General features: G+C 51.7%; 26 protein-coding genes. 5 read left to right on the top strand and 21 right to left on the bottom strand.

Annotated features, from left to right (window positions below; translation table 11 throughout):
* Position 1 precedes the first annotated feature (1 nt).
* The 14 genes from DEV76_RS16150 to DEV76_RS16085 form a co-directional block, all read right to left on the bottom strand.
* Positions 2–898, bottom strand: coding sequence for an HlyD family secretion protein (locus DEV76_RS16150; RefSeq protein ID WP_109698940.1), 897 nt, complete (start codon positions 896–898; stop codon positions 2–4).
* A 2-nt stretch (positions 899–900) separates the two neighbouring features.
* Positions 901–2,157: a TolC family protein gene (locus DEV76_RS16145; RefSeq protein ID WP_109698939.1), complete on the bottom strand. Its 1,257-nt coding sequence runs from the start codon at positions 2,155–2,157 to the stop codon at positions 901–903.
* Positions 2,158–2,206: 49 nt separating this feature from the next.
* Entirely contained in the window at positions 2,207–2,815 is a 609-nt protein-coding gene (locus DEV76_RS16140; protein WP_109698938.1) for a TetR family transcriptional regulator, read from the bottom strand.
* Positions 2,816–3,587: 772 nt separating this feature from the next.
* Positions 3,588–4,073 (bottom strand): acyl-CoA thioesterase, encoded by a 486-nt coding sequence (locus tag DEV76_RS16135; protein WP_109698937.1) that lies wholly within the window; start codon positions 4,071–4,073, stop codon positions 3,588–3,590.
* Positions 4,074–4,204: 131 nt separating this feature from the next.
* Positions 4,205–4,963 carry a glucose 1-dehydrogenase gene (locus DEV76_RS16130; RefSeq protein WP_109698936.1) on the bottom strand — a complete coding sequence of 253 codons (759 nt, stop codon included), beginning with the start codon at positions 4,961–4,963 and terminating at the stop codon, positions 4,205–4,207.
* A 58-nt stretch (positions 4,964–5,021) separates the two neighbouring features.
* On the bottom strand, positions 5,022–5,291 hold the full coding sequence (locus tag DEV76_RS16125; protein WP_109698935.1) for an ArsR/SmtB family transcription factor: 270 nt from the start codon (positions 5,289–5,291) through the stop codon (positions 5,022–5,024).
* Positions 5,292–5,351: 60 nt separating this feature from the next.
* Positions 5,352–6,824: a cardiolipin synthase gene (gene cls / locus DEV76_RS16120; protein WP_109698934.1), complete on the bottom strand. Its 1,473-nt coding sequence runs from the start codon at positions 6,822–6,824 to the stop codon at positions 5,352–5,354.
* A 123-nt stretch (positions 6,825–6,947) separates the two neighbouring features.
* Positions 6,948–7,343, bottom strand: a complete 396-nt coding sequence (locus DEV76_RS16115) for a hypothetical protein (RefSeq protein WP_109698933.1) — start codon at positions 7,341–7,343, stop codon at positions 6,948–6,950.
* 26 nt (positions 7,344–7,369) lie between these two features.
* Entirely contained in the window at positions 7,370–7,894 is a 525-nt protein-coding gene (locus tag DEV76_RS16110) for a periplasmic heavy metal sensor (protein ID WP_109698932.1), read from the bottom strand.
* Positions 7,891–8,235 carry a hypothetical protein gene (locus DEV76_RS16105; protein ID WP_109698931.1) on the bottom strand — a complete coding sequence of 115 codons (345 nt, stop codon included), beginning with the start codon at positions 8,233–8,235 and terminating at the stop codon, positions 7,891–7,893. Before DEV76_RS16105 ends, DEV76_RS16110 begins: the two co-directional genes overlap by 4 nt.
* 45 nt (positions 8,236–8,280) lie before the next feature.
* Entirely contained in the window at positions 8,281–8,847 is a 567-nt protein-coding gene (locus tag DEV76_RS16100) for an RNA polymerase sigma factor (RefSeq protein WP_109698930.1), read from the bottom strand.
* Positions 8,848–8,898: 51 nt separating this feature from the next.
* On the bottom strand, positions 8,899–11,823 hold the full coding sequence (locus tag DEV76_RS16095; protein ID WP_109698929.1) for an outer membrane beta-barrel protein: 2,925 nt from the start codon (positions 11,821–11,823) through the stop codon (positions 8,899–8,901).
* Positions 11,824–11,943: 120 nt separating this feature from the next.
* Positions 11,944–14,346: a S9 family peptidase gene (locus DEV76_RS16090; protein WP_109698928.1), complete on the bottom strand. Its 2,403-nt coding sequence runs from the start codon at positions 14,344–14,346 to the stop codon at positions 11,944–11,946.
* A gap of 58 nt (positions 14,347–14,404) precedes the next feature.
* On the bottom strand, positions 14,405–14,779 hold the full coding sequence (locus tag DEV76_RS16085) for a winged helix-turn-helix transcriptional regulator (RefSeq protein ID WP_109698927.1): 375 nt from the start codon (positions 14,777–14,779) through the stop codon (positions 14,405–14,407).
* 101 nt (positions 14,780–14,880) lie between these two features.
* Between DEV76_RS16085 and DEV76_RS16080 the strand changes: the two genes are divergently transcribed.
* Positions 14,881–15,840 (top strand): quinone oxidoreductase family protein, encoded by a 960-nt coding sequence (locus DEV76_RS16080; protein ID WP_109698926.1) that lies wholly within the window; start codon positions 14,881–14,883, stop codon positions 15,838–15,840.
* Here the strand turns inward: DEV76_RS16080 and DEV76_RS16075 are convergent, their stop codons facing one another.
* Genes DEV76_RS16075 through DEV76_RS16060 form a run of 4 tightly spaced genes read right to left on the bottom strand, consistent with a single transcriptional unit; the run spans position 15,841 to position 18,523 of the window.
* Complete coding sequence (locus tag DEV76_RS16075) at positions 15,841–16,509, bottom strand: response regulator transcription factor (protein WP_109698925.1); 669 nt, start codon at positions 16,507–16,509, stop codon at positions 15,841–15,843.
* Between the two features lie 54 nt (positions 16,510–16,563).
* Positions 16,564–17,304 (bottom strand): sensor histidine kinase, encoded by a 741-nt coding sequence (locus tag DEV76_RS16070; RefSeq protein ID WP_109698924.1) that lies wholly within the window; start codon positions 17,302–17,304, stop codon positions 16,564–16,566.
* Between the two features lie 11 nt (positions 17,305–17,315).
* Positions 17,316–17,981, bottom strand: a complete 666-nt coding sequence (locus tag DEV76_RS16065) for a hypothetical protein (protein WP_109698923.1) — start codon at positions 17,979–17,981, stop codon at positions 17,316–17,318.
* 20 nt (positions 17,982–18,001) lie between these two features.
* Entirely contained in the window at positions 18,002–18,523 is a 522-nt protein-coding gene (locus tag DEV76_RS16060; protein ID WP_109698922.1) for a hypothetical protein, read from the bottom strand.
* Positions 18,524–18,692: 169 nt separating this feature from the next.
* Between DEV76_RS16060 and DEV76_RS16055 the strand changes: the two genes are divergently transcribed.
* The gene (locus DEV76_RS16055) at positions 18,693–19,295 is read left to right on the top strand and encodes a YdeI/OmpD-associated family protein (protein ID WP_109698921.1); all 603 of its coding nucleotides are present in this window, start codon (positions 18,693–18,695) and stop codon (positions 19,293–19,295) included.
* Between the two features lie 70 nt (positions 19,296–19,365).
* On the opposite strand, the gene DEV76_RS16050 is transcribed toward DEV76_RS16055, so the two are convergent.
* Positions 19,366–21,825 carry a phosphocholine-specific phospholipase C gene (locus DEV76_RS16050; protein ID WP_109698920.1) on the bottom strand — a complete coding sequence of 820 codons (2,460 nt, stop codon included), beginning with the start codon at positions 21,823–21,825 and terminating at the stop codon, positions 19,366–19,368.
* 189 nt (positions 21,826–22,014) lie between these two features.
* Here DEV76_RS16050 and DEV76_RS16045 point away from each other — a divergent pair, with 189 nt between their 5' ends.
* Together DEV76_RS16045 and DEV76_RS16040 are read left to right on the top strand one after the other, a co-directional pair.
* On the top strand, positions 22,015–22,824 hold the full coding sequence (locus DEV76_RS16045; protein WP_109698919.1) for a DUF6232 family protein: 810 nt from the start codon (positions 22,015–22,017) through the stop codon (positions 22,822–22,824).
* Positions 22,825–22,903: 79 nt separating this feature from the next.
* Complete coding sequence (locus DEV76_RS16040) at positions 22,904–23,311, top strand: FKBP-type peptidyl-prolyl cis-trans isomerase (protein ID WP_232826965.1); 408 nt, start codon at positions 22,904–22,906, stop codon at positions 23,309–23,311.
* A 68-nt stretch (positions 23,312–23,379) separates the two neighbouring features.
* On the opposite strand, the gene DEV76_RS26130 is transcribed toward DEV76_RS16040, so the two are convergent.
* Together DEV76_RS26130 and DEV76_RS16030 are read right to left on the bottom strand one after the other, a co-directional pair.
* A complete protein-coding gene (locus DEV76_RS26130; protein WP_198652091.1) occupies positions 23,380–24,771 on the bottom strand; it encodes a hypothetical protein in 1,392 nt (463 codons plus the stop codon).
* 127 nt (positions 24,772–24,898) lie between these two features.
* Complete coding sequence (locus DEV76_RS16030; RefSeq protein WP_109698917.1) at positions 24,899–25,369, bottom strand: GNAT family N-acetyltransferase; 471 nt, start codon at positions 25,367–25,369, stop codon at positions 24,899–24,901.
* A gap of 59 nt (positions 25,370–25,428) precedes the next feature.
* Between DEV76_RS16030 and DEV76_RS16025 the strand changes: the two genes are divergently transcribed.
* Positions 25,429–26,139 carry a DNA alkylation repair protein gene (locus DEV76_RS16025; RefSeq protein WP_109698916.1) on the top strand — a complete coding sequence of 237 codons (711 nt, stop codon included), beginning with the start codon at positions 25,429–25,431 and terminating at the stop codon, positions 26,137–26,139.
* The last annotated feature ends 44 nt before the right edge of the window (positions 26,140–26,183 follow it).

Here is a 26,183-nt window from a genome sequence, read left to right as displayed (position 1 = left end):
ATTATTTAGCGATCCGCATTTCTCCCGGCATCCCTATTTTCAGGCTGCCATCGTTACTCACACGTACTTTCAGGGCATACACCTGGTGTACCCGCTCCTCCCGTGTCTGCACAGTTTTGGGTGTAAATTCCGCTTCTGATGAGATCCAGCTGATGGTACCATTCAGTTGTTTGATGGTTCCATCCAGCTGATCGATCCCTACGTTAACCGCCTGCCCTGTCTTTACACTTGCCAGTTGATCCCCGCTGATATATGCCCTGAGGTACATGGTGCGCAGGTCGGCCAGTTTGTAGAGTGGCTTTCCATAGTTCACCACTTCGCCTGCCTCCACATATTTAACGAGTACCGTACCGTTAGCGGGATTCAGAATGCGGGTTTGCGCGAGCTGATCTTTTACCTGCGCCACCTGGTATTCCAGCGGTTGCGTTTCGCTGCTGAGGCCGGATACCTGTGTATTCAGAGATGAGGCTGTGGATGCATATTGCTTTTCCAGCAGTGCGATTGCGCCATTGATATCGTCGAGCTGCTTGGGGGTAGCGGCATTGGCTTTGAGGAGATTTTCTATGCGTGCTTTCTCTTTCTGCTGTGTGGCAATCTGCTGCCTGATAACGGCCAACTGCGGATTCACTTCCGGCATACGGCTTTGCACCGCTTTAATATTAGCCCCCAGCTGAGCTTTGCGGAGATGCAGCTGTGTGGAGTCGATGCCGCCGACAACAGCATTTTCTGCAAGCACCTGCCCTTCTTCCACATCAAACCGCAACAGGCGGCCGGTAGCTTCGGCAGAAACGATTACTTCAGTGGATTCAAAATTACCGTATGCATCGGCAGCATCGTTGCCTGACTTACAGGCAGCGAAGAGCATCAGCGAAGCAGCGGTGGTGAGAATTGTTTTCATGTTCAATAACCTTTTATTACCTGATATTGAATGGTAGCGAATACGTATTGGATTTCCCGGGTTTTACCGGCTATAATGGCGGATGTTTCGGCGTAGAGATCACTGAGGTAATCGTGCACCGTCATCACCCCGTTATCCAGTTGTGCGGCAGACACATTTTTCACACGCCCCCTCAATGCTACGATCTCCTGGTCTTTCACGATAGCGGCCGATAGTGTATTGATTTCCGATTTCTGCTGAAGAAGCCGGGCCCTGGTCTGGAGGTCGAACGCTTCCAGCTGCGCCTCCACGCCCCGTTCCTGCTCCTGCAGTACTGCACGCTCTGTACGCTGGGTATGCCAGTTCCAAACAGACCATTGCAGACGGAGGCCGCCCATATAGTAGAAGTCGAATTTATCGGAAAGCAGGTTGAGGCCCGGGCGCCCGTAGCCTCCCTGAACAAAGGCACTTACTTTAGGGCGGGTTTGTGAACCTGTCAGGTCTCCCTGCCGGCGAAGCACCTCCTGCTGGTATCTGAAAAGCGCCTGCTCAGGGCGTTGTAAAGGCTGGTCACCCGTTTCTGCAGGGGCCGGTAAAATGAGGGCATTCATTTCTGCTTCCGGTTTACCCGTCAGAAGTGCGAGAGTAGCCAGTGCAGCCTGTTTACCATTCAGGGCTTCTTCCAGTTGCTGCTCCGTCTTCAGTTGTTCTGCATGTAACATATCTGCCTGTGAAGCCAGTACAGTGCCGTTGTCTACTCCAGCCTGCAGTTTCTCTCTGCGCTGTTTCACTTCGGCGATCATTTCGCGGCGGGCGGTAATGTGCGCATCCCAGATGAGGGCATTGAAATATACCTGCGCTACCTGCTGGCGCAGCTGATGGAGGTCTACTTCCACCTTTTGACGGTCTGCCTGCTGCCGGGCCAGCTGCAGTTCCCGCTGACCGGCAATGGCGCCGCCGTCGTATATGAGCTGGCGTACGTCCAGTGACAGGTTGTACTGGTCTTTGGGCATGGTGGGGATGTTGACATTGGGCAGTTTGATGGGAATGGCCACTACATCAGACTGGTAGGTGGCTTTACCGTTAATTTCTGCCTGCGGGAGGTAGCCGGTGCGGATGTTGCGGAGCTGGAGCGCAGTGGCGCGGTCGGTGGCAGCCTGCTGTTTGAGCAGCGGGTAGTACCTGCGGGCAGCGGCCCAGGCGGAGTCGAGCGGAAAGCGCTCCTGGGCCTGGACGCCCATGGAAAGCAGCAGCAGCGCGGAAATGAGGAATTTAAACATCACTAACTCATTTATTTAACTAATTGGTTAATTGCTATCCAAAAAAATATCAGGGCCGAAGGGCGCTGAGTACGAAGCTGCTCACAAAGGCTTTTCTTTCCTCGATGAACTGTGCGAAAGCCGGGTCTCCGATCTTGAATACCGCCTTCAACAGGGGCTTGGCTATGAAGGGGAACACGCACATCGCCACAATGCTGATCATCAGCTGCACGGGGTCTACCCTGCGAATGGTTCCTTTATCCATTTCTGCATTCAACATCATCATAAACTCCTGTATGTTCGGAAAACTCGGCGTGTTCACAAAGCGGTCTATGATCCGGTCCGGGTCCTGGTTGATCTCGTTCATGATGAAGAGCGGCAGGTAGGGGTTTTCGGCGATGGAGCTGATATAGCTGCCGATAACACCCTGTATCTTGTCTTCCAGCAGCAGGTCGGCAGTAAATACGGCACTTACCCGGCTGAGAAGCTTTTCTACCGCTTCGTTAAATACCATGTCAAACAGCTTGTCTTTGCTACGGTAATAGTAATGCAGCATCGCCTTGTTGATCCCCGCCTCGTCGGCGATATCCTGCATACGGGCGCCGGAAAAACCCTTGTGCATGAATATCTTACGCGCTGCGTCTATGATCTGTTGTTCTGTGCTGTTGGTCGTCTGCATGTTACTAACTGAAGCGTTTAACCATTTGGTTAATACCTCAAAGGTAGGAATTATTTCAAACCCGCCAAATTAAAAAGGGAAAGAGTACCATAACAGTACGGTTAGCGTACGACACCAGTACGTCAACAGTACGATTAGCGTATATTACCAGTACGATTAGCAGTACTATAAGCGGTACGGTTACAATACGACTAGCGGTACGATAAACCATAAAAACAATTGAAAATTAACTACTTAGAAACCTAATATCAACGAAATAGGCCTAATTCGGCTTTATTTGCACTGATATTCAATGTATTATGGAAGCAAACGGCAGACGAAGGGCAGACGAAGGGCAGACGAAGGGCAGACGAAGGGCAGACGAAGGGCAGACGCGACGCATTCAAGACGCATCTAAACAGGGGTTAAAGAAGGATTAAGGAAGGGTTCATGTATACCTGGTGTATATCTAGTGTATATCAAATGGTACTCCAGGCAATACAGTAAAGGATTTGGAGGGAAAAAGCAGGGAAAGAGGAGAAATTCCTTATCCCTTCGGAGATATAGCTTTCATCTAATGGAACCTATCCGTTACATAATCAATAACTTATGTAAAAAACACCACAAAACGCTACAAAATAAGCGTATACGGCGTTTTTCTTTTTTCCTCCCACCGCTTACCGCTACTTTTGAAGGAGTTCTTTGACAAGCAGTAATGAAAAAGCCGGGGCAGGAATGCCCCGGCGGCTGTTACCTACAACTGTTTACTAATCGCTAAGTTAGGTTTGGGGTGTCACAGCTGGATGGAAGGCGCCTGCAGCCTCGCGGCCAGACGCTGTTCAAAAGTTTCGTCGGGGTTATGGTCTACACGGATGTTTTGCAGTAATTGCACCAGCTCCTCATCATGGTCGGCACGTTTGCCGGTTTTAAGGTCTACATGCGCAAAGCGGGTCATCAGGAACGATTTTACTTTCTGCTGCTGCTCGTCTGTCATCCACATTTCTACGGAAATGTGCTGATGCGAGAAGTCGGTTACCCGGGTGAAGATGTACACCTTCTCTGCGACCAGCGCAGGCTTGAGGTATGCAATCCGGTGCTCGGTCACCACCCATCCCCTGCCCTTCATGGCAAAATCCTTCAGGCGCAGGTCGTAATGTTCCGCCAGGTGATCTTCACGGGCATTCATGAAATAATTCAGATAGGCCGCGTTGTTGAGGTGTCCGAAAGGGTCGCAGTCGTTGAACCGGATGGTATACAGGCTGCCGGGCTCTTTAATCATAATGCGATGGTTTTAATACCGCTAATTTCAGGAAAAAAGCCGGGACGGTGCGAAACCGCCCCGGCGATATGTCAATTTGAAGTACGCATCAGGGGTTTCAACAGATAATGAAAGTTTGTAGTCTTACTCAATTATCCCACCAACTTGTGGACTGTGAGCCCACCGTCGATGTTATATTCCGCACCGGTGATAAAAGAAGCGTCGCTGGAAGCAAGGAAAGCAACCAGTTTGGCAACTTCTGCGGATTCACCGGCACGATTGAGCGGTATCCGCTCCGCGAATTTTTGACGGATGGCGTCAATGCTGCCATCGTCCATCCCGGCTTTCGACAGGATGGGTGTAATAATCGGCCCGGGGTTCACTGTGTTCACACGGATGCCTTTCGCGGCCAGTTCTGCGCTTAAAGTGCGGCCCAACGCATTTAAAGCGGCTTTACTGGCTGAATACACGCTCGATCCCGGCATACCGGTAAAAGCGTTCACGGAAGACAACAGGATGATGGAACCACCGTCGTTCAGGATGGGTAAAAATTTCTGAATGGTAAAGAATGCGCCCTTGAAGTTGATGTTCATGATCTCGTCGAACTTTTCTTCGGTAACATCACTTACTGGTGCAAAGCTTCCAACGCCGGCATTGACAAACAGCACGTCAATTTTGCCATAACGTTCTTTCACTTGCGCAACCAGCTTGTTGGTATCTGCGAGGCTTGCCTGATCCGCGGTCACGCCCAGTGTACCGCTTCCCAGTTTTTCCGCCGCTGAGGTTACCGCATATGCGTTTCTCCCTGTGATCACAACTTTGGCGCCTTTGGCTACGAACTCTTCGGCCGTAGCGAGCCCTATACCGCTATTACCTCCGGTAACAACGGCTACTTTATCCTGCAAGCTCATATGTAGTGTGTGTTATATCGATTTATTTAAAAGCATCGATATATTAGGTGAAAAAAAATCAGCTAAGCTGAAGGAAGAACATTGAAAGGTGTTTCATCATCTCCTTATTGATAGTAAGCGTAACATTCCGGCCCTCCTTCGTGCTGATAAGCACGCCGCTATCTACCAATATCTTGATGTGATGGGACACAGTTGGCTGAGAAAGGCAGATCATATCCTGGATTTCTCCACAGCAACAATTCTCCTGCCTGGCTAACTTCAACAGTATAGCCATCCGGTTTTTATCCGCCAGAGCATTTGCCGCCTTCTCGATCATCGCTGCGTCCATGATGCAAATATAGGAACATTTTTGAAATATCGAAATCTATCGATTTATTTTTTTCTTCCCCTATAGTAACGGGCTGAACAACCGTACCACCGCTTCCGAAAGCCGTACCCACCTCCCCCGCTCCCTCCAGGCAGCCAGCTCGAGCTGCTCGCTGAACAGGCAATCCTGCAGGAATGCTTCCGTCAGCTTCCAGTTCATTTCCCGGCTATATACGAACGCATTCACTTCGAAATTGAAATCGAAGCTCCTGATATCCATGTTGGCAGTGCCTACTACACTCAGCGTATCATCCACCACCATCGTTTTCGCATGTACGAAGCCTTTGTTGTATTTGAAGATCCGAACACCGCATGCCAGCAGGTCTTCATAAAAAGATTCCGCAGCCCTGTTCACCAGGCGGCTGTCGCTGATACCCGGCACCAGCAGGCGTACATCCACTCCGGAAAGTGCGGCCTGCTGCAGGGCATTGAATATAGCTTCGTTCGGGATGAAGTAAGGGGTGGTAATGTACACAGATCGCTGCGCCTGGTTGATGGCAGCGAGGTACGACAGCATGATGGAAGACCTTTCCGAATCCGGTCCGCTCGCCGCTATCTGTACAAGATCTTTACCGGTTACAGGGATATCGGGGAAGAATTCGTGGGTAATGGGAAGATCGGATTCGGCACAGAAGTTCCAGTCGCCCATAAACAGGAACTGCAATGTATGCACCCCCTGCCCCTTGATGCACAGATGAGAATCGCGCCAATAGGGCCAGTTCTTATGCTTTCTGCGGTATTTTGGATCGTTGATGTACCGGTCTGCCACATTAATACCTCCTACAAACCCTGTATGCCCGTCGATCACCACGATCTTCCGGTGGTTGCGGTAGTTGAGGCGGTTTGCCAGGAGGCGCACGCGGTAAAAGGGAAATACTTCCACCCCTGCTTTACGCATTTCACGGAGGAAGCGGCGGTTGATATCATGGCTGCCGAAATCGTCGTAAATGAAGCGCACTTCCACGCCTTCAGCGGCTTTGGCTTTGAGCACGTTCATGATCTCACGGCCGATGCCGGTATCTTCAAAAATGTAATACTCGAGGTGAATGTGGTGTTTGGCGGAACGAAGCGCGTCGAGCATCATGGGGAATTTCTCTTCCCCGTTCAGCAGCAATACTGTTTCATTATCCGGCGTGAGGGGTGATAAAGAATCACGGAAGAGAAGGCGCGCAATGCCGGTTTTATTGGAAACGAGGTCCGGATGTTCGAGGAGGGTTTGCCGGTTCTCACGGCGGAGATAGTCCTGGAGCCGTTCGCTGAGGCGCACGTTGCTCATCCATTTGCGGCTGTATATACGATTGATACGGCGGTTAACACCAATCAGGAGGTATACTAACACACCGATACCCGGAAGGAAGAACAGCAGGAGAAGGTAAGCGAGCGTTTTACCGGTAGAACGGGTTTCGAGCAATGCCTTCATGGCCACCAGGAAGGTGATGCCGTAGAGGATTACGATGCCGATGGACTGCCAGTGCTCTTTGAGGAAATTCAACATGAACAACAGATCTGCCGCAATAATACAACAAATCCTGCAAGGGCATGAAAAAGCCGTACCCTACTGCGTGCATTCTTCTTGGTTATATGCAGTAAGATACGGCCAGGCTCGTGACAAAAGTGCTTAACGTTGTCCGCCACCACCGCCGCGGTTTCCACCACGTTGGCGCATAGCTTCCTGTTGTTCTTTGTACTTTTTGAACTGATCGTCGGTGAGGATTGCTTTCACTTTCTCATCGCGTTCGTTGCTCATTTTCTGGAAAGTTTCCCGGTCGGGGCGGTTACCGGATGCCTGTGCATCTTCCCGCATTTTCTGTTGCTCTTTGAAGCTGCGGGTGAAAAGAGTGTCGAGTTTAACAACCTGTTCTTTGCTGAGTTGGAGTTCAGTGGTCAGGCGCTCGAGCGTCATTTTCACGCGTTCTTCAACGGTGCGGCGCTGCTGGCCGCCACCTTGCTGGGCGTAAGCTCCCAGGCCCATCGTGATGATCAGGGCCAATGTTAACAGAATTCTGTTCTTCATGTGGTGCGTATTTGAGGGTTTCGTGTTTAGTGGCCGGGGGCAGGTGTTTTCCGGGTGCTGTCTTCCCGGGGAGTACCTTTACGCCATGGACCGTTCATTTTTTTGAGCACCATTTGCACCACGGAGTCGAATCGAGGTTGCTGCTCGGCCGTGCAGAGCGCACGAACCTGCTGAAAGTGCCGGAACGTTTGGATATCTATTTGTTTCTGCCGGAAAGCGATACTGTCTGCCGCGGAGTTAACCACGGAATCCGGTACAGAAGATTCTTTGAGCAGTTTATAGAAATTATCTTTCGCAGTGCGCATTTCGCCGAATGATGGTTTCATTCTTTCCCAGTGTTGCTCTTTTAGCTGGCGGTAGGATTCGAGTTGTTCTTTACTGAAACCCACTTCTTTTTCCAGCAGCTGCATCACTTCTCCGCGCGGAGGCCGCCCTTTGAAAGGCTCTTCCGGCTTTTTCCAGACGATAAAAAACACCAGGAACAAGTTGGTCAACAGGAGCAAAATCACCAGAACGCTTAATACTTTATGCTTCGCAAAGGCTTCCCTCATTGCGGATCATTTTTTTCGATATCATAAAAAGTGTTGATTCCCAGGGCATATTCATCAGCAAATGCCTGCTGTAGCGAAGCCTGTTCTGTACGTTCAGAAGGTTTCCACTGCATAATGGCCAGTGTGCCGTTCAGCCCCAGTATCAGCGCGATGGCGGTAAACGCTATGGCGGGACGGGTAATCACCGCGATTAAACGGTCCCAGCCATCAACCGGTTCCTTCCGCAGCATTCTTGCCCTGAGACGGGTAAAGAAGAACCCGTCCGGCTCCGCCCGCTGAACCCCGTCGAGGCTCGCAAGCGTCCGTTCGATTTCCCTGTTTATGTCTTTTCCCTGTGTCATATCGCTGTATTTAAGTTAGACGATGTTTCTTTCAAAACCTTTCGTTTATTCTCCTTCCCTGTAATATTTTTCCAATTGCTGCCTCAGATTCTGCTTCGCCCGGTGCAAAAGCCCCTCTACGGCCGACACACTTGCATCCATGATACCACCGATCTCCTTGCTGCTCAGGCCCTCCAGTTTATGCAGTACAAATGCCGCTTTCTGACTGTCCGGCAACCGGCCGATGGCTTTAAAAAGCAGCTGCGAGCGCTCCTTATTGGCCAGTTCCACCCCGGGATGATGAAAATCCGGCGGGTCTACCAGCAATTCCTGCTGATCCCCGAAGATACTCATCACTTTACCCCACCGCTTCTTCCTTGTCTTCTTACGCAAAAAATCGAGGCACTTGGTAACAGTAATCCTGTACAGCCAGGTAGAAATTTTCGCTTCTCCCTTAAAAGTACCGATCGACTCAAACACCTGCATGAACACCTCCTGCGACACGTCTTCCGCATCGGCAGAATTTTGCAGTATGCCCAGCGCGGTGTTATACACCATGCCCTGCCACTGCGCCACCAGCTCTCTGAAGGCCGCTTCGCTACCCTGCTTCAAATTTGCGATGTTGTCCGTCAATTCGCGGTTTTATAGTTTGGTTAAATCGGTACTGCTGAATTGTTAGAAAGGTTAAAAGGAAGCTGGTCTGCCCATCATACCACCACCGGGAGGAGGTCCATAGCCACCCGGTTCACGTTCGAACCTGCGGCGTTCCCCGCCTTCTGACTGCTTAGCCTTACCAAAATTCCGCAGCCGGTAAGTAAATGTAAGCATAAAATACTGGGTGAGTGCCTGGTTCTGGGAATCCACAATGTCTAACCCGTTCACACTCCGGTTGATGCTTCGGTTCTGTTTCAGCAGGTCAAATACAGACGCACGCAGCTCTCCCCGCTGGTTCTTAAGAAACTTCTTACCCACACTCGCATTCCAGAGCCAGAAGCGCTGGTCGAACCCGTCGCCCAAACCCTTGGTAAACGTATGGTTGATCTCGTTCTGCAATACCCAGCCCGATTTGCTCAGCAGGTTCACCGAAGCCCGGGCATTATGCGTGGAATAGTTGCCATTATTCGCCGGCTCAATAGTATTGTTGATGACGTTGAACACCGCATCGTACGACACCGTGAAATCGATATACTCACTGATGTTACTGCTCACTACCGCCCCAAGGTTGTAGTTGTAGTTATGGGTAAATCCGTTGATCTGGTTGCTGATGCCGGGGATCTTTTCATATCCGGCACCCGCATTCAGGTTGAAGTTGGATTTGATGAACTTCAGCGGTACACCGTAAGTGAAGAAAGACCTTGCACTGAAATACCCGTCCATATTCGTGGCTTTCGACAGGCGGCCACCACGCTTCAGGGTATCCGTAGGTGTCAGCAGCGAGTCTTTCGCAGTAGCGGAATAGATCGCATTGGCGATGTAATCCTGGCGGGTTTGTACAAACAGGTTGGCAAAGAAGTTCTGCCCGTTCTGTGTATTGGTATAAGTATACCGGCCGGATACCATGTGCCCGTACATCTGTTTCAGATCGGGATTACCGATAGACACACTGGTTAAACCGGAATAGATATACACATCCTGCAGCTGGTCAATAGAAGGCTGGTTGGTGGAAGAACGGTAGAACAGGCGGATACGGCCGTATTCACCCGCTTTTGCCTGCAGCATGAGGTTAGGCAGCACATTCGCGAAATGCTGTTTCACGGAAGCCGTGGTAGGATAAGTACGGTGACTTTCCATTTCGGCATACTGATAATTGGCGCCTACACTCAGCATACGGTCGCGGTTACCGATACGGTAGCTCAGGCCGGCAGACTGTGTATTGTAATCGTTATTGAACATATTCGACTGCGAAGCGTCGAGGATGGTATAGTCTTTTCCTGTAAAGTCGTACTGGTACGCCCTGCGGTCGGCTTCGTTATGCGACCAGGAGGGGTTATACGTAAGCTGAAGCTGCCCCATCTTACCTACCGGCTCGGTGTAAGACACATTCACGTTCAGGGATTTCCCGCTCGACAATGGGCGTACCCTTTGGCGCAGGGAGTCGTTATTGGACGGCTCCTTCGGATAATCGAGGTCGCTGTTGGTGAAGTTTTCACCTTTACGGTCGTTGGTAGCACCGCCGATGCCGAAGGAGATCGTTCTCCCCTTTTTGGCGAATGCATGGCGGTAGGTAAGGTTACCATTGAAATTGTAACCGGAGTTGTAGTTATCGGTATTCCGGAGGTTGGTGCTCAGCAATTCATCCGCGAAGAAAGTGTTACCGAAAGTATTGGAGAACGAGTTGTTCTTCTGGAAGCTGATACCGGGTGTAAAGATGATGGAATTATTAGAGTCGATGTTATACTCCAGCCGCATATTAACGCGGTGGTTATAGTTTTTGCTCCCGGTATAAGCCGTATCGTTTTCGAGCTGAATCCCTTCGCTGAACTGTGTTTGCGTACGGGTCACCTCCATGTTGCTGCTGTTACTGTTATTGAAGAAGTAACTGGCATTGAAGTTCACTTTCTTACCCCAGGTATCGTTGTAGTTGATGCCGATGGAATTGGTTTTGTTCAGGCCATTTTGCCCGCCTACGAGGAAGTTGCTGTTTCCGCCGCCGCCGAAGCCACCGCCTCCGCCGCCACGGCCGCCACCACCACCACGGCCACCTCTTCCTCCTCCACCGACACGGCCGCCACCGCCACCGGCGTTTTGCACACCAAGCAGGTCTTGCGAGGAGAAGTTCTGCTGGTTAACGTTATTGGTCATCCCGATGATGGAGATACGTTTATTCTCTTTGAAAAGGTTTACGTTACCACCGGCAGAATACCGCCCTTCGGTACCATATCCTGCAAACAGTTTACCAAACTGGCCCTGGCGCATTTCTGCACGGGTCACAATGTTGATGGCTTTGGTGGTATTACCGTCGTCGAAGCCGGTAAAGCGCGACTGGTCGCTCATCCGGTCAAACACTTCAATTTTTGAGATCACTTCTGCCGGCAGGTTGCGCAGTGCCAGCGTAGCATCTTCCCCGAAGAACTCTTTACCGTCTACCGTCACTTTCCTTACTTCTTCACCGCCTGCTTTCACGGTACCGTTCTCCACGGTAATACCGGGCATTTTACGGATAAGGTCTTCCCCGCTGGCGTCCGGGTTTACTTTATAAGCGTCTGCATTAAACTGCAGGGTATCGCCCTTCTGTTGTGAAGGCGGCACCTGGCCCCTGATAACTACTTCTTTCAGTTCTTTTGACGATTTGGGAAGCAGGATGGTGCCCAGGTCCTGCGTTTCGGCCTGGAGCATGATGGCGCGCTGCAATTCCCCGTAGCCCACATAGGAAATGGTGAGCAGGTATGGCTGCTGCGACAGCCCGGTTATCTCAAAAGCCCCGTTAGGGCCGGTGATGGCCTGTTTACGAAAATCCGCGTTCTCCGGGCTGGTTACCCGTACTGTAGCGTTCTTTAATGCGGTACTATCTCCCTTATCTTTCAGCACACCTTTCAGTACCAGGGTCTGCGCTTTTGTTAACTGTGCGCAGGTCAGCATAATAATTGTAAAGATCAGTGCAAGCCGCATATATCGGTGATTATTCTGTAGAGTTGGACGCTAAACTTTAACAAAACCTCTGCCGCTCATCACAAAAAAGCGCGGGGCGCCCATTGGGCACCCCGCGCAGTATATTACATACAACATAGTCTATTTCGCATCCCTTACGTACTGATTCAGCCATTGCGTTTGCTCCCAGAGCATATGCAGGATGTTTTCGCGGGCGGCATAACCATGGCTTTCGTAGGGCAGCTGCACAAAACGTACTGTTCCTCCATGGCCTTTCACGGCATTATACAACCGCTCGCTCTGGATAGGGAATGTACCCGGATTATTGTCCATTTCACCATGAATGAGCAGCAGCGGTGTTTTTATCTTGTCCGCAAAGCTGAAAGGGCTCATGTTGAAATACACATCCGGCGCCTGCCAGTAGGTACGCTCTTCCGCCTGGAAGCCGAAGGGCGTAAGGGTACGGTTATACGCACCGCTCCGTGCAATACCGGCTTTGAACAGTTTCGTATGCGCGAGCAGGTTAGCCGTCATGAAAGCCCCATAGCTATGGCCTCCTACCGCTACGCGGTTGCTGTCTCCCACTCCCATCCGGGCCAGCTCCTGTATAGCCGCATGGGCATTCAGGTATAGCTGCGGGATAAAATTATCGTTCGGCTCTTTGCTGCCTTCGCCTACGATAGGCATCTCTGCGTTATCGAGAATAGCATAGCCTTGTGTTACCCAGAAAAGCGGGCCGCCATACCCTACGCGGGTAAAAGTATACTTCGAACCACGTACCTGTGCCGCGTCTGCCGCGGATTTATACTCACGGGGATAAGCCCATATAAACACGGGCAGCCTCCCGTCCTTCTGCGCATCGTACCCTTTAGGCAGGTAAAGATCGCCGGTCAGCTGAATGCCATCCCCTCTTTTATACGTGATCTTTTGTTTGGATACCCCTTCCATCGCTTTATAGGGGTTCTCAAAATCCGTGATGCGTGTACCAATCAGTGAACGCTTCCGCAGGTCGCGGATGTAGTAATTGGGTACTTCGGTATTGCTTTCACGGGACGTGAGCACCAGTAGTTTTTCAGGATCGATCACCTCCACCACATTCTCATAGAACGGGGCCTGGCAGCGCCAGAGGACCGACTTCTTCCCCGTTCTGATATCCAGCGTTTGCACCAGCGGCATATCCCCTTCGGGTGAAGAGCCCGAGGATGCAAACAACAGCTCATTCTTCCGCCCGGTAAAGATCACGGGCTCATTATACTGGTTACGGGTGGTAAAAGGCCTTCCCAGTGCGCTGTATGCATCATTACTGCTGCGTTCGTACAGGGAATCAAGTTTACCGGCCTGCTGGTTAAAGATGCTGATGCGTTCTTTCCGGTCGGCGAACATGGCTTCGTATACCAGCGCCAGCTCATTATTCCCCCAGGTAACACCCTGAAAGCGGCGGCGGGTACGGAACAGCTCTTTCGGCTCTGCATTACCTGCTATATCCTGCGCAAATATGGCATCGCGGAATTCGGCTTTCTGCTTTCCCAGTCCGCCATCGAGAGCTTTTACGAAAGTGATGGTATGGGGTTCATCGGCTTTCCAGTCAAAGTCGCGGGGAGTAGTTACTTCATCGTCAAACCCGATGGGGGCGCCTTCGGATGATGGGTTCTTCACCAGCGTTTTCACCAGTTTACCCGGCTTGCCATACACTTCCCATACATGCGGAAAGCCATAAGCGGTAACGAGGTAGCTGAAGGGTTTAACGATCCGGCGTGCCAGCAGGTATTCTTTATCGGGCGATAAACTGAGGGAAGCGAAGATGCCGGGCTCCCCTACCAGCTGTTCCCCTTTCCCGGTCGAAATCACGATCTGGGAGGTGGCCATGTATTCAAAAAGGGCTTCGTCGTAGGGAGATTTGATAAGGTCCTGGTAAGTGCGGGAAGCAGCGTTGCGGCCTTTGCTTTCCTGCACTACCGGTCCGGATGGTGCAGCGGGCATTACAGGCAGCGGACCTCTGCCCTGCGGCACGGCACGGTACACCAGCGCTTCATTCCCCATCCAGGTGAACGGTGTGCCAAGAGTGGCATTCAGGGGCTGTTTATTCACCTTCACGGCTTCCTTGCCATCCACACTCAGTACATACAGGTCGATGTGATCCCCTTCCGTTTGCAGGAAAGCGATCTGGCGGCTATCGGGGCTCCAGGATACTCCGGAGATCCTGGCAGGCTGCGGGATGCCTTTGATGTCGTACACCGTATTCGTTTTAAGGTGCTTCAGCCGCAGGCTGGCACTGCTAGCACCACGGCTCTGCCCGAAGTTGCGGGGATTCAGTCTCAGGCCTGCAATGCGCAGTTCCGGCTCGGCCAGCTCTTCCACCGAAGGGAAAGGGTTGCGCTCTGCCAGGAGCAACCATTCTCCTGATCTGGAAATAGACACGGAAGGTGTGGGTTTAGCCAGCAGCAGCTCCTCGATGATAGCAGGCGGGCGTTGGTAGGTAAGGTTGTCCTGCGCGAAAGCAGTGCTTGCGGCCAGCAGGGCTACTACCAGGATGGATTTTCTCATAGCGGTTCAGATATATGGGACTCAATATAGGTAATGCATTGGGATCGTCATAATCTTATCATGCCGGAATAACTGGTTTCATTCCTGCTTTCACAAAGCGGCGGTGCTCCAGCCCGAAGCCTACCAGCGCATTCACCAGCGGCCAAATGTGGCGGGCATGGGGCGTCAGGGAATAGGTGACGGTAACGGGCCGGGTATCATTGACCTGCCGGGTTACCAGCAGGTGCTCCTCCAGTACTTTCAGCTCGCTGGCCAACACCTTCGGGCGTATTCCTTCGAGGTGCGCTTCGAGGTCAGAGAAACGGCGGCTTTCCTCCAGCATGGCACAAAGGATGAATATGCGCCATTTGCCGCCTACAGCTTCCAAAGCGTCGTGCAGTGCCAGCCTCCTTTCGCGGCAGTCAGACTCCTGCACCAAAGTGATTTTTGACATAAGCTAAAGATACACATTACCGTGAAGGAACGGACTTCCCTGCGGGTAACCCACAGCCAATCTGCCCCTTTCCCGCCCCACCTTTGTAAAAACTACAAACCATGCATATGATGAAAGCCATCGTTCAGTCGGGCTACGGCGGCCCTGAAGTTCTCTCCCTGAGAGAAATGCCAATCCCGGAGCCACAGGCCGGGGAGCTGCTTGTAAAAGTATCCGCAATAGCCCTCAACTACGCCAACAAGCTGCTGCGCGAAGGTGTTTTCCCCGCCCCTTCCCCGCTTCCTGCCATTATGCTGGCCGAAGTGGAAGGCATCGTGGTATCAGCTGGTTCAGGTGTGGAAGGCTTCCAACCCGGACAGCGCGTTACCGGCGTTTCCATGCAGGGCTTCGCGGAATATGCAATATTGCATACTTCTCAGGCCTTTCTGCTGCCGGATGGCTTCCCTGCCGGACAGGGAATGCTCTCCGGCGGTATTACCGCGCACCATTTGCTGGCGCAGGCACCGGGCGGCATATCGTCAGTCCTGATAACCGGAGCGGCGGGCGTAATCGGCTCCTTTGCCATTCAGCTGGCGCGCTTACAGGACATCCGGGTGATCGGAGCGGTTACCGGCAGCAGCGATAAATCGGCGTATGTGAAGAAGCTGGGAGCCACGGTAGCGGTGTCCCGCAATGAGGAAGACTGGCTGCTGCAGCTGGGAGCCGCTGCTCCGGAGGGATATGCATTGTTGCTCGATGCGGGCGGAGGCCCTGCTGCATCGCAGCTCCTGCCACTATTAGCGCACGGAGGTACTGCGGTACTGTATGGTAATATGTCGGGGAAACCGGTGGAGGCAGACGGTAACCTCATGGCATTCCGTTCCCTTAGAATCGTTGGAGCCAGTGTGTTTGCAGCCAATCCGGCAGATAAACTCCGCTGGCATGATGAAATGGTTCAGGCTGTACAGACTGGATCATTGGAAGTACCGGTGAATGCTTTCGCACTTGAAGATTTCGGGGATGCCTTTGCCGCACTGGAAAGCCGGCAGATACAGGGGAAGATAATATTGCAAACTGCGTAACTATACCAGGTCTTCTTCCCGGATGAGGTTATGTTTCAGCGCATACATCACCACGCCGGCGGTATTGCGTACGTTCATTTTTTCAAGTATCCGCGTGCGGTAGCCTTCTACCGTGCGCTTGCTGAGGAAAATGCGGTCGCCTATTTGCTGGGCGGTGAGCTGGAGGCAGATCAGTTTGATGATCTCCTGCTCGCGGTCAGTAAAGGTGACCGCTTCTCTTTGCCGGTAAGGGTTGAACTTACTCCGGGCTATCATACCCGCCAGCTTGGCGGAGGTGCTTTTGCAGTAATACGTCCTGTCTTCATACACATTCTCGATGGCTTCCAGTATCTCCTGTTTATCGGCGTTCTTCAGCAAATATCCTTTGGCGCCTGCTTCCAGCATTTCCACGATCAGCCCTTCTTCATCGAACATAGACAGGGCTATGACCCTGATACCCGGGATCTCCTGTACCAGCTGGCGTGTGGCCGCAATACCATCCATCCGGGGCATTTTAATATCGGTCATTACCACATCCGGCTTTTCACGATGTACCAGTTCTACCAGCTCGCGCCCGTCGGAGGCACGGCCAGCAAGGGTGATATGGTCCTGCCGGGAAAGCATCAACGCCAGCCCGTCGAGGTAAATTTCATGATCGTCGGCCACGGCCAAACGGATATCGTGTTTCATGTGCAGCGAAATTGAGCGCCGGTGATACGGCGCTTCTCAAATATACCAAATAATTCATCTGCGGGGGACGCGGATGTAATAGCGGGTGCCTTCGCCTACGGCCGACCGGATCGTGATCGTTCCGCCAAGAATATCGGTACGTGCTTCGAGAGATTTGAGGCCCAGTCCGCGGGAATGCTCCCGCGCCTTTTCCACGCTGAAGCCCTGGCCATTGTCCTGCACCAGCAGCAGCAATTCGTCGTTATCCTTCCTCAGCCCGATATCGAGGCGGGAAGCATTGGCATGTTTCAGGGTATTGTGAATGATTTCCTGCATGATGCGGAAAAGGTGAATATCCTGTTCAGGATGGGGTTCTATGGGGTTCATGGTATATACTCTCACCTCCAGCTCTTCTTCCCTGCCCAGGTGGCGGATAAACTCTTTAATGGCCTCTACCAGTCCTTTCCGCTCGAGTGCAGTAGGCAGCAGATCGTATGATATCTGTCGCATACTGGTAATGATCTCATCTATATGCCGGCTGGATTTCTGTATTACCTGCTGATCTCTCGGGTCGTTCACTTCCACGCTGCTGATACTGAGTTTTACGGAGCTGAGGAGTGGGCCCAGACTGTCATGCAGATCCGAGGCGATCCTTTTCCGTTCATTTTCCAGCAGCCTCACTTCCGCCGTGATCCTTTCCCGCTGCATGCGTACATACCGGCGGTGGTAGCGGATGATGGAGGTAATGAAAAAAGCGATGATCACCGCGAGCAGCGACGAGAGAAATACGGTGATATAGAATATCCTGTCTTCCATAAATACGCGGGTCAGGCTTTGAACCTCCGGGAAAAGTAATAGTCGTCCCGCACGGGGATGAGGAATACGGCTATTGCGTAAACAATATTAACGAATGCGTTGGTAAAAGAGTAAATATTGAAGATGCGGGTAGAAACAACTGCATTATCCGGGTCTATGAGCAGGGTACCTTCTGTAATCAGGCTGTAAATACTCATGATCATGAGCGCCAGGCAGATGAGGAAGCGTGCATTGCGGAACAGGTGGCCGCTATAGGAGGCGATGAGGGCATTGATCTCATTGATACAGAGGAATGCGATGATGAGAGAATTGACGAAAACGCTTGCGGAGCAGAAGTCTGTTTCCAGCCTTTGGAAAGCAATGTTCTCGACGGTCCAGGTAATGAAACAAAGGGATGACAGCACGATCAGCAGTCCTTTCCGCCGCCGCAGGAAGCCCCATGCATAAAACTGCCACAGGATCACTGCAGGTTCAAGCAGGGTGTAGATGTTGTTGATGATAGTATTTTCCTGTGTGAGGCGGAGGCTGATTTCGCTGGCCAGTTCGGTGGTAAATGCCAGTAAAAGCAGTACCATGAACGGGAAGTAGCTGGCACGGATCTTATGAACCCGTGCCAGCGCCACCACCAGCGGAATGGCTATTGTAAAGCTAAGAAGTGCCGATGCGAGATAAGTCATGTATACGGGATCTTTAAAACTCAGGGATAAAGGTCGCTTCCGACAGGGCAGGTATAGGGGCAGCGGTGTCCTTTCTCACCGGCTTCATCCTCCGAAGGAGGTAAAGCATATACGGAAGATATTCCGGGGATGGAAGCTACCTGCTCCCCTACGATACGGCCCCGCATATCATTCCCCTTTCCATCTACCGGCACCATTACAAAACACACTTCCTTCTTATCGTTCAGTCCAAGGTAGATTCGGATGCCCGCAGCGCCATCGCGGTTCAGCAGGGCTGCGAAGATATCACGGTTGAACATTTCCGCGGCGGGGAGGTTGAAATTACGGTCCAGATACCCTGTATCCTGTATCTGGCGCTGCAGCTCCACTCTGGCCTCGCGGTACGCTTTCGTGTAATCAATGGCCGTGGTGAAAGGGATCACATGCTCCTTTGCAGCCTCGCGGTTGTAGGGAATCTCGCCACGGCGGAAGAACCAGGCGTAGATCAGCAGTATGAGCAGGATCAAAACCAGGAACCAGGGCAAGAAGGATGTTCTTTTCATAACAATTGTTGGTTTAGTGTGATGGAATGCAAATTAATACAGCGGCAGGACGAACGCGACCGTACATCTTCCCGAAATAGTTGCGTATAAATACGGTAGGTAATGCCGGATTGAACATGGGGCGGGGTAAAAGTGTTTACAAGATAGCTTTTTTCCATAATATTACTCTATGGATAAGATAGATGCATACATCGCCAAATCGGCCCCATTTGCGCAGCCAATTCTCCAGCATCTCAGGGAGCTGGTACACGAAGCCTGTCCACATGCCGAAGAAGCCATTAAGTGGAGTTTCCCCCATTTTATGACCCATGGGGAAATACTCTGCAGCATGGCTTCCTTCAAACAACACTGCTCCTTCGGCTTCTGGAAAGCCTCTCTCATGGAAGATCCCAAAGGCATCCTTACACTGATGGATAAAGCTGCCATGGGGCACCTCGGTAAAATCTCATCGCTTGCCGGCCTGCCTCCCGATAAAATCATCATCTCCTATATCCGCGAAGCCGACCGCCTCAACCGCGATGGTATCAAACTGCCACCCAAACCCCTAACTCAAAAAACACACCTCGTAGTGCCGGAAGGCCTTGCCGCCGCACTTAAAAAGAATAAAACCGCAGCAAAGAACTTTGAGGGCTTCAATTACTCCCAGCAGAAAGACTATATCGAATGGATCAACGAAGCTAAAACCGAAGCCACCCGCGATAAGCGCATTGCACAGGCGGTAGAACAGTCAGCCGAAGGCAAAAGCCGCAACTGGAAATACGAAAGGAAATAACGTTACCGTATATATGCAAAAAGCCGGCGCAATCAATGCACCGGCTTTCTTATTGAATAACAATTCGTGATTACATCACTCCGCCCATTACAGGATCGCTAAAGCTCTCCTTCCCTGTTTCCACATGCCCGGCAAATTGCAGCACTGCTGCTCCGCCGTTAAGGGTAACACTGAGGTCGTACCAGCCATGAGAGTTCAGGGTGAGGTGATCCACCGTAACTGAACTGCCCGGTTTAATAGTCTTAACCTTTTCATCTGACTGATGATATGCATCCTTCACCTGCACGGTTACATTGCTTGCGCCCTGATTCCTGTATACCAGTTGCACCTGGTCTTTCTTATAGACCAGCTTGCAGGAGAACTTCTCCGGGAACTTACCCGCTTTACCCTTAAACCCGCGGTAAAAGCCATTAGGGCCATATACAGCGAGGTCATAGTCTCCCCCGGGGAACAGATCCGCCCCCCATACATCTTCTACCTTCGCACCGGCGTTTACTGCATAAGCGCGGTTGTACATATCTTTCCCATACACATTGAAGGCACCTCCGGCCGACTTCTTACCAAATAACTTATTGCCCGATTCGAGGGTAAGGTGCAGACCATCAGCTGTGGGTTCCACATGGGCATACAGCTCATAGGGAATGGCACAGGCGGGGCGGATGCCCTTTTCCTGCAGGGGCAGGTAGCGTTGCGGATCTTTGATCTCCCCTTTCAGCAGGGTGAAATTAGCAGGGGGCGCTTTGAATTTGGCGTTATGGATCGTTTCGATAAAAGCTTCGCGTTCGATAGATGCCGGTGAAGCGATCTTCTCCCCGTTATACGGACGGAACACCGAAGTAAGATCCCCGCAAACGGCGCGGCGCCAAGCGGTGATGTTCTCACAGGTCATTTGCTTTTTCAGCTTATGACCCAGCCACACTTCAAGGAACTGGAGGTTAGAGGTATGATCAAACACCTGGGAGTTTACATACCCGCCGCGCGACCAGGGCGATGCTATTACCATGGGCACACGGTAGCCCAGTCCGATAGAGCTTTCGCGGATATCGCTGTCCCACTTCCGCTGTGCGGTGCGGGATACCCATTCATGGGAAGTATCGATACCAGCGGATGTTTTACCGGTTTCCGGCCGTGAGGGATCGGGGGCGGTAAACGGCGGTACGTGATCGAAGTAGCCATCGTTTTCATCATAGGTGAGTACGAAAATGGTTTTCTTCCATACTTCCGGGTTGCTGGTGAGGATGTCCATCACTTCAGAGAGGTACCAGGCGCCATACCAGGGCGCCCCTGGATGGTCGGAGAAGTTTTCCGGCGCCACTACCCAGGATACTGCGGGCAGCTGACCATTCTTTACGTCCTGGCGGAGCTGGTGGAGCACATCGCCTTTGGGCAGCTGTACTTCCCGTTCGGTTTCCCCGTCTTTGTACTGCAGGGTATCCAGTTTATGATAATCGGGGTCGCCGATATTGGTGGTAAAGGCTTTCTTATGCAGTTGCTGCTCTCTTTCAGGCAGGGCGCTGAAAGGAGTGGCTGCTACCTTTTCGAGGGTGGTTTTAATCTGCTGCTGGCGGTTACGGGCGCTTTTAAGGCGCTTTTCGAGGTCGGTATGCTCTTTACTGCCTGCCGTCAGTTCCGCCAGTTTCTTATCCATTTCCGCAAGGCGGCCGGGCAGCTCTGCCTGCATCTTCCGGAGGTAAGCCAGGTGCGGTTCGTGATATTCCACATGGTATTGGGAGAACCACTCAATGGGGTTATCAGTGAAGTTGGCCAGCCAGGCATCGCCTTCACCTTCAAGGCCTACGCCTACGCTGATCTCGTTCTGGTATATTTTCCAGGAAACGCCGTTTTCTTCCAGCACTTCAGGGTATGTTTTCCAGTGGGCCTGCTCACCGTAATCCACATCGGAGTTCCAGACGTTGGCTTTGGAGGCGGCGTCCATTTTTTCACGGATGGTGCCGGTCCAGAAGTAGAGGCGGTTGGGCGTGGTGCCGGTGAGGGAGGAACAGAAATGCTGGTCGCACACGGTAAATGCGTCGGCCAGGGCGTAATAGAAGGGAATATCTTCCCGGTTGTAGTAACCCATGGTCATGGGTACTTTGCCGTATTCTTTGTGCCCGGAGCGTTTGATGGGTACCCAGCGGTCGTATTTGCCGTGGTTGCGCGCATCTACCTGATCGCTCCAGCCATGCGGGAGGGCGCTCATCCAGGTGGCTTTGGTGTCTTTTATATCCATCCGGAAGGGCGGGATGTGGTTACCGTCTTTATCCGGCTGGAAGAGTACGTTGGCGCCATTGGGGGTTTTAACGGCCCGGGGGTCGTTGAATCCGCGAACGCCTTTGAGGGTGCCGAAGCAGTGATCGAAGGAGCGGTTTTCCTGCATGAGGAACACGATATGTTCCGCATCGAGGTAAGAGCTGCCGGGGGCGGGATTGATTGCCATCGCCCGCTGGATGGTCTCCGGGAGTATGTTGGCAAGCCCGCCTGCTCCTGAGAGCAATGCGGCCTTCCGGAGAAATTCTCTTCTTGAGTCCATAAAATTGATCTAAGGGTTTATGCCTGTTGGCCAAATTAGGAATTATTCCGGTCCGGCAAAGTCAAATTAATATGAACGGCCCGGCAAGGGAAGGACGCAGATTATTCGAGATTCCCCTAAATCACCTGCATTTTTTCACCCATTCCCGTGTAAAGCCACTCATTAAAACAAGACAAAAATCACTACAGCATGTTTCCATTTCAAACCAACCCTTCCGGCCAGTCCCTCACCGGTTCTGCCCTCAGCCAGCCTGTATCTTACGTAGGCGGCTTCCGTTTCGGGAAAAACACTATCTCCTGGGGTGGTAAAACTGTACTAAGACAGAATATCTCCAGCGTCTATATCTACAATATAGAACGCACTTTCCGGATCAGCCAGGTTCAAATGGTGCTTCTCGGCCTCGGCATTCTCCTTTCTTACTTTCTTGGCCAGCTGGGCCTCATTATTGCCATTCCGTTCGGACTTTTAATAGTATTCGGCATTATGGAAAGAATGAAGAAACAACTTTATGGTGTAACCATGGAAATGAACTCCGGATCACATAAAAATATCTACAGCACTGATGAGTATGGCATTGAACAACTATACAATGCTATATCCGAGTCACTGGAATCTGATACAAGGGTATTCGAAGCACGCTTCGAGAATGGTGCTATAAAAATTGAAAACATGCATAATATCAATAATGAGATCCATAATAGCCCGGGTGCAAGGGTTAATAATTTCTCTACCGACAATAGCAGCAACGGCCCCATCACCAACAGGACCGAACAGCTCGGGAATGCCCTTGCACAGCGTGGAATCGCACAGGCAGACATTGAAGCCCTGAAAGCAATACTTGCCATGGAACAACCCAACCATGCGAACAGGGAATTAGGCCCGCGGGCAGACAGCTGGATTACCCAAATGGTAATGAAATACCACAATAGCAGTATGGCGAAAGATATCACTTCCGGCGTGCTGGTTAACATCCTCTCCCATTACTTCGGATGGAGCTGACGATCGTCGTTTTAACCGAATATCGTAACTTTGCCCCCAAATCAATCCAGATATGGGCATTGCAGATAAACTCTTTCAAATGAAAAATGAAAAATCAGCCGCTAACCTGAAGGCCGGCCAGGACTTTCTTGCAACCAACAAAGACAAGCCAGGCGTTACAGCACTTCCCAGCGGTTTACAATACGAGATTATTACCGAAGGCACCGGCCCCAAGCCCTCCGCCACCAGTAAAGTAACCTGCCACTACCATGGTACCCTTATCGATGGTACGGTGTTCGACAGCTCGGTACAACGCGGCCAGCCAGCCACCTTCCCCCTGAACATGGTGATCAAGGGATGGACGGAAGGCCTCCAATTGATGCCCCAGGGCAGCAAATGGCGCTTCTTCATCCCTGCCGACCTTGGATATGGCGACCGCCAGGTGAGCGCCCAGATCGGTGCTAACAGCACCCTTATCTTCGAAGTGGAGCTGCTGGGTATCAGCTAAGCGTCAAGAAATTAAGAAAGCCCGTCCCGGTATGTACCTGGACGGGCTTTTTCATGTATGCAAATTTATCAGAGGATTCGTTTCACGCGGAAGCGGATAGATACCTGTTTACTGTCGAACTCACAATTTTCTGAAGTGGCTCTTGCCTCATAGAGTGTTCCGTTAAACTCCCCTTCTATGTAATCCCCCACAATACCGATATACGGGATCTTTACCGTACCACCGGAATATTTTGGAATGCCTGCCCCGCCTTCTTCCACACAATACATACTACTGGCAAATACAGGGTTGTTACCTTTCTTATATGCCCATGTGATGCTTGCCTTACCATTATTGGCCTGCGGATTCTCGCAGGAAAAAGCTCCCGCCGTACTGCTGCCTACATTGATTGCAATACCCATTTCTCCGTTATTGAGATTGCCCGCGATTCCTGTAAGGCCGCCATTCACCTGTCCTGTAAGACCATCTGTAAAGGTATGATCCGCGCCGTCATATCGCAATGTGATGAAACCTTCCGGCATAAGTTTAATCTCTTTCCGCATAATGAGGGTTCCCATCGGGCGCATACCTCCAGGCGCGCCAGGGTCAGGGATACCTTTCAGGCCCTGCAACGTAACTTCTATGATGGCAGTCTGTATTTGTGGTATATTATCTGGTGCGGTATAATTAGCATTCCCTTCCATCAGCCATACATTGCCATTCGGAACAATTTTTCCTCCTCCCTGAACAATCCTCCAGTTCTTTATAGAAAGGACTTCGACCCCACTAATGTCCCGATAGAATTTTCCGGTTTGGCCATATACCTGTTCCAGTACCTCACCTTCTACGGGCGATAGCAATTCATTCGTTTCTTCTTTCACTCCGATTACGCCCACACTCAGCCTGGATACTTCCCCTTTACCGAGCGTTGCTTTGTCGCAAAACAACTGAAACTGATCGTAAAAACAGAAATCACAGAAGTGAGTAACCTCCGCAGTGAGTGTCTTCGCAGTCATATCGAGGGTGGCGCGGGCTGATTTCCATTTCCCGTCCGCAGTCTGATAAGCCATGCGTGCACTACTTTCTGCCCCGGTTGTCAGCTTGGCGGGATCGTACTTCATCTTCACCGATATAGGTTTGGCAAAAGTGACATTCTCAGGCAATACCCGGTATGAAGGCATCGAAGCATCATCGCCCGGGCGGAGCGTATTTGCTACAGGCTGAATACTGAAAGTGGTTGCCGCAGTAACGGCCCCTGCCGGAACAGTGATGGTAATTTTACCATCCGCAGAACTCAGCGTGCCTCCCGCAGCTCCGATGGAAGCAGTAATGGCCGCCCCGGTAGTGGCGCCACGGGCCGCCTGTATGGGAGAACGTTCCGGCGGAGTTTTGGAACCAGGCCCGTCATCTCCCGGGCCTTTTTTCTTAGAACAAGCCATGGTCATCAGGAGGAGACACATGGGGATTATGAAGCTTTTCATGCTGGGGGTTTTCAGCAAAGCTATCCCTTGAGGCGATGAAAGAACATGGCTTTACCGCGAAAAGCGTAAGCAGGTAGTCGAACTGTACTTTCCCAGCCGCGAAATGTAAATACTTACGTAAGTAGTTCTACCAGTTAGCCCTGCGCATGCTGTAATTGGAGATCACAATTCCCTGTCGTTCGGGAAATAAAGCTTCCACAACGATAAAGCCCTGCCGCTCAAAGAAAGGCCGGGCCGTTTTACTGACATGGGCCGTTACCGGGCCTTCCGTTTTCGCAAGGAGCGCCTCCATCAGCTTGCCGGCCACTCCCCTACGGTGATAATCCGGGTGCACATACATCAGCTCAATATGCGCAGGTGCCTTCAGCGCCCCGAACCCCGCTATGCATCCATCCACTACGGCCACGATTACATCAAGATCCCGCAGGTACCCTTCCCAGCGCGGCACATCATCGGCAGAAGAAGCCCAGGCGGCCAGTTGTTTAGGAGAATAATCCGCCGTTCCGGCAGTCAGAATAGCCGCCCGGAAGAGGCTGAGCATTGCAGGGAGATCTGCTGGCACTGCGGGCCGCAGGCTTATCTGTTCAGGAGCGTGCATGCGGCAAAAGTACACCAATCACCCTTTGTCCCCGGCGGTAAGAAAACGTATATTTGGCCATGTCCCCGCTCACCGAACAATTGCAACAAGACCTCCGCGCCGCAGGTACTCCCGCCGGACAGGATACCGCACGTAGATTCTTTAAAGAAGATATTAAGACATATGGCGTTAAATCCGCCGCCACAAAGGCCATTGCCAAACCTTTTTTGAAAGCCCTGAAGCAGGAACCCAAAGCGGAAGCCTTCGCAGTTTGTGAAACACTGTGGCAGTCGGGGTACATGGAAGAAACCCTCATCGCCTGCGATTTATCCTACTCCCGCCGGAAAGAATTCGTGCAGGCAGATTTCAAACTGTTTGAGAAATGGCTCTTTAATTATGTAACCAACTGGGCCGCCTGTGATACCTTCTGCAATCATACCATTGGCGAAATGCTGATGCGTTTCCCTGCATTACTTCCGGTAATGGATAAGTGGGCTATATCGAAGAACCGCTGGGTACGGAGAGCCGCGGCAGTATCGCTCATTGTTCCCGCCCGGAAAGGACTGATGCTGCAGGAATCCCTCCATATTGCCACCCTCCTGCTGCAGGATGAAGATGATATGGTGCGTAAAGGTTATGGATGGCTGTTAAAATGTGCCGCAGAGAAACACGAGGAGAAAGTGTTCCGGTTCGTTTTGCAGCACAGGAAAGAGATGCCGCGCACCGCTTTGCGTTATGCCATAGAAAAGATGCCCCAGGACCTGAAGCAGGAAGCCATGGCCAAAATATAGTTGCTTAATTCAGCGTAGTAATTATATTTGTGGCCGATGCCAGA

The sequence above is a fragment of the Chitinophaga deserti genome (assembly GCF_003149455.1).
Classification (GTDB): Bacteria; Bacteroidota; Bacteroidia; order Chitinophagales; family Chitinophagaceae; genus Chitinophaga; species Chitinophaga deserti.
Note: the sequence above shows the minus strand (reverse complement) of the source record. Positions and strands in the feature narration are given on the sequence as shown.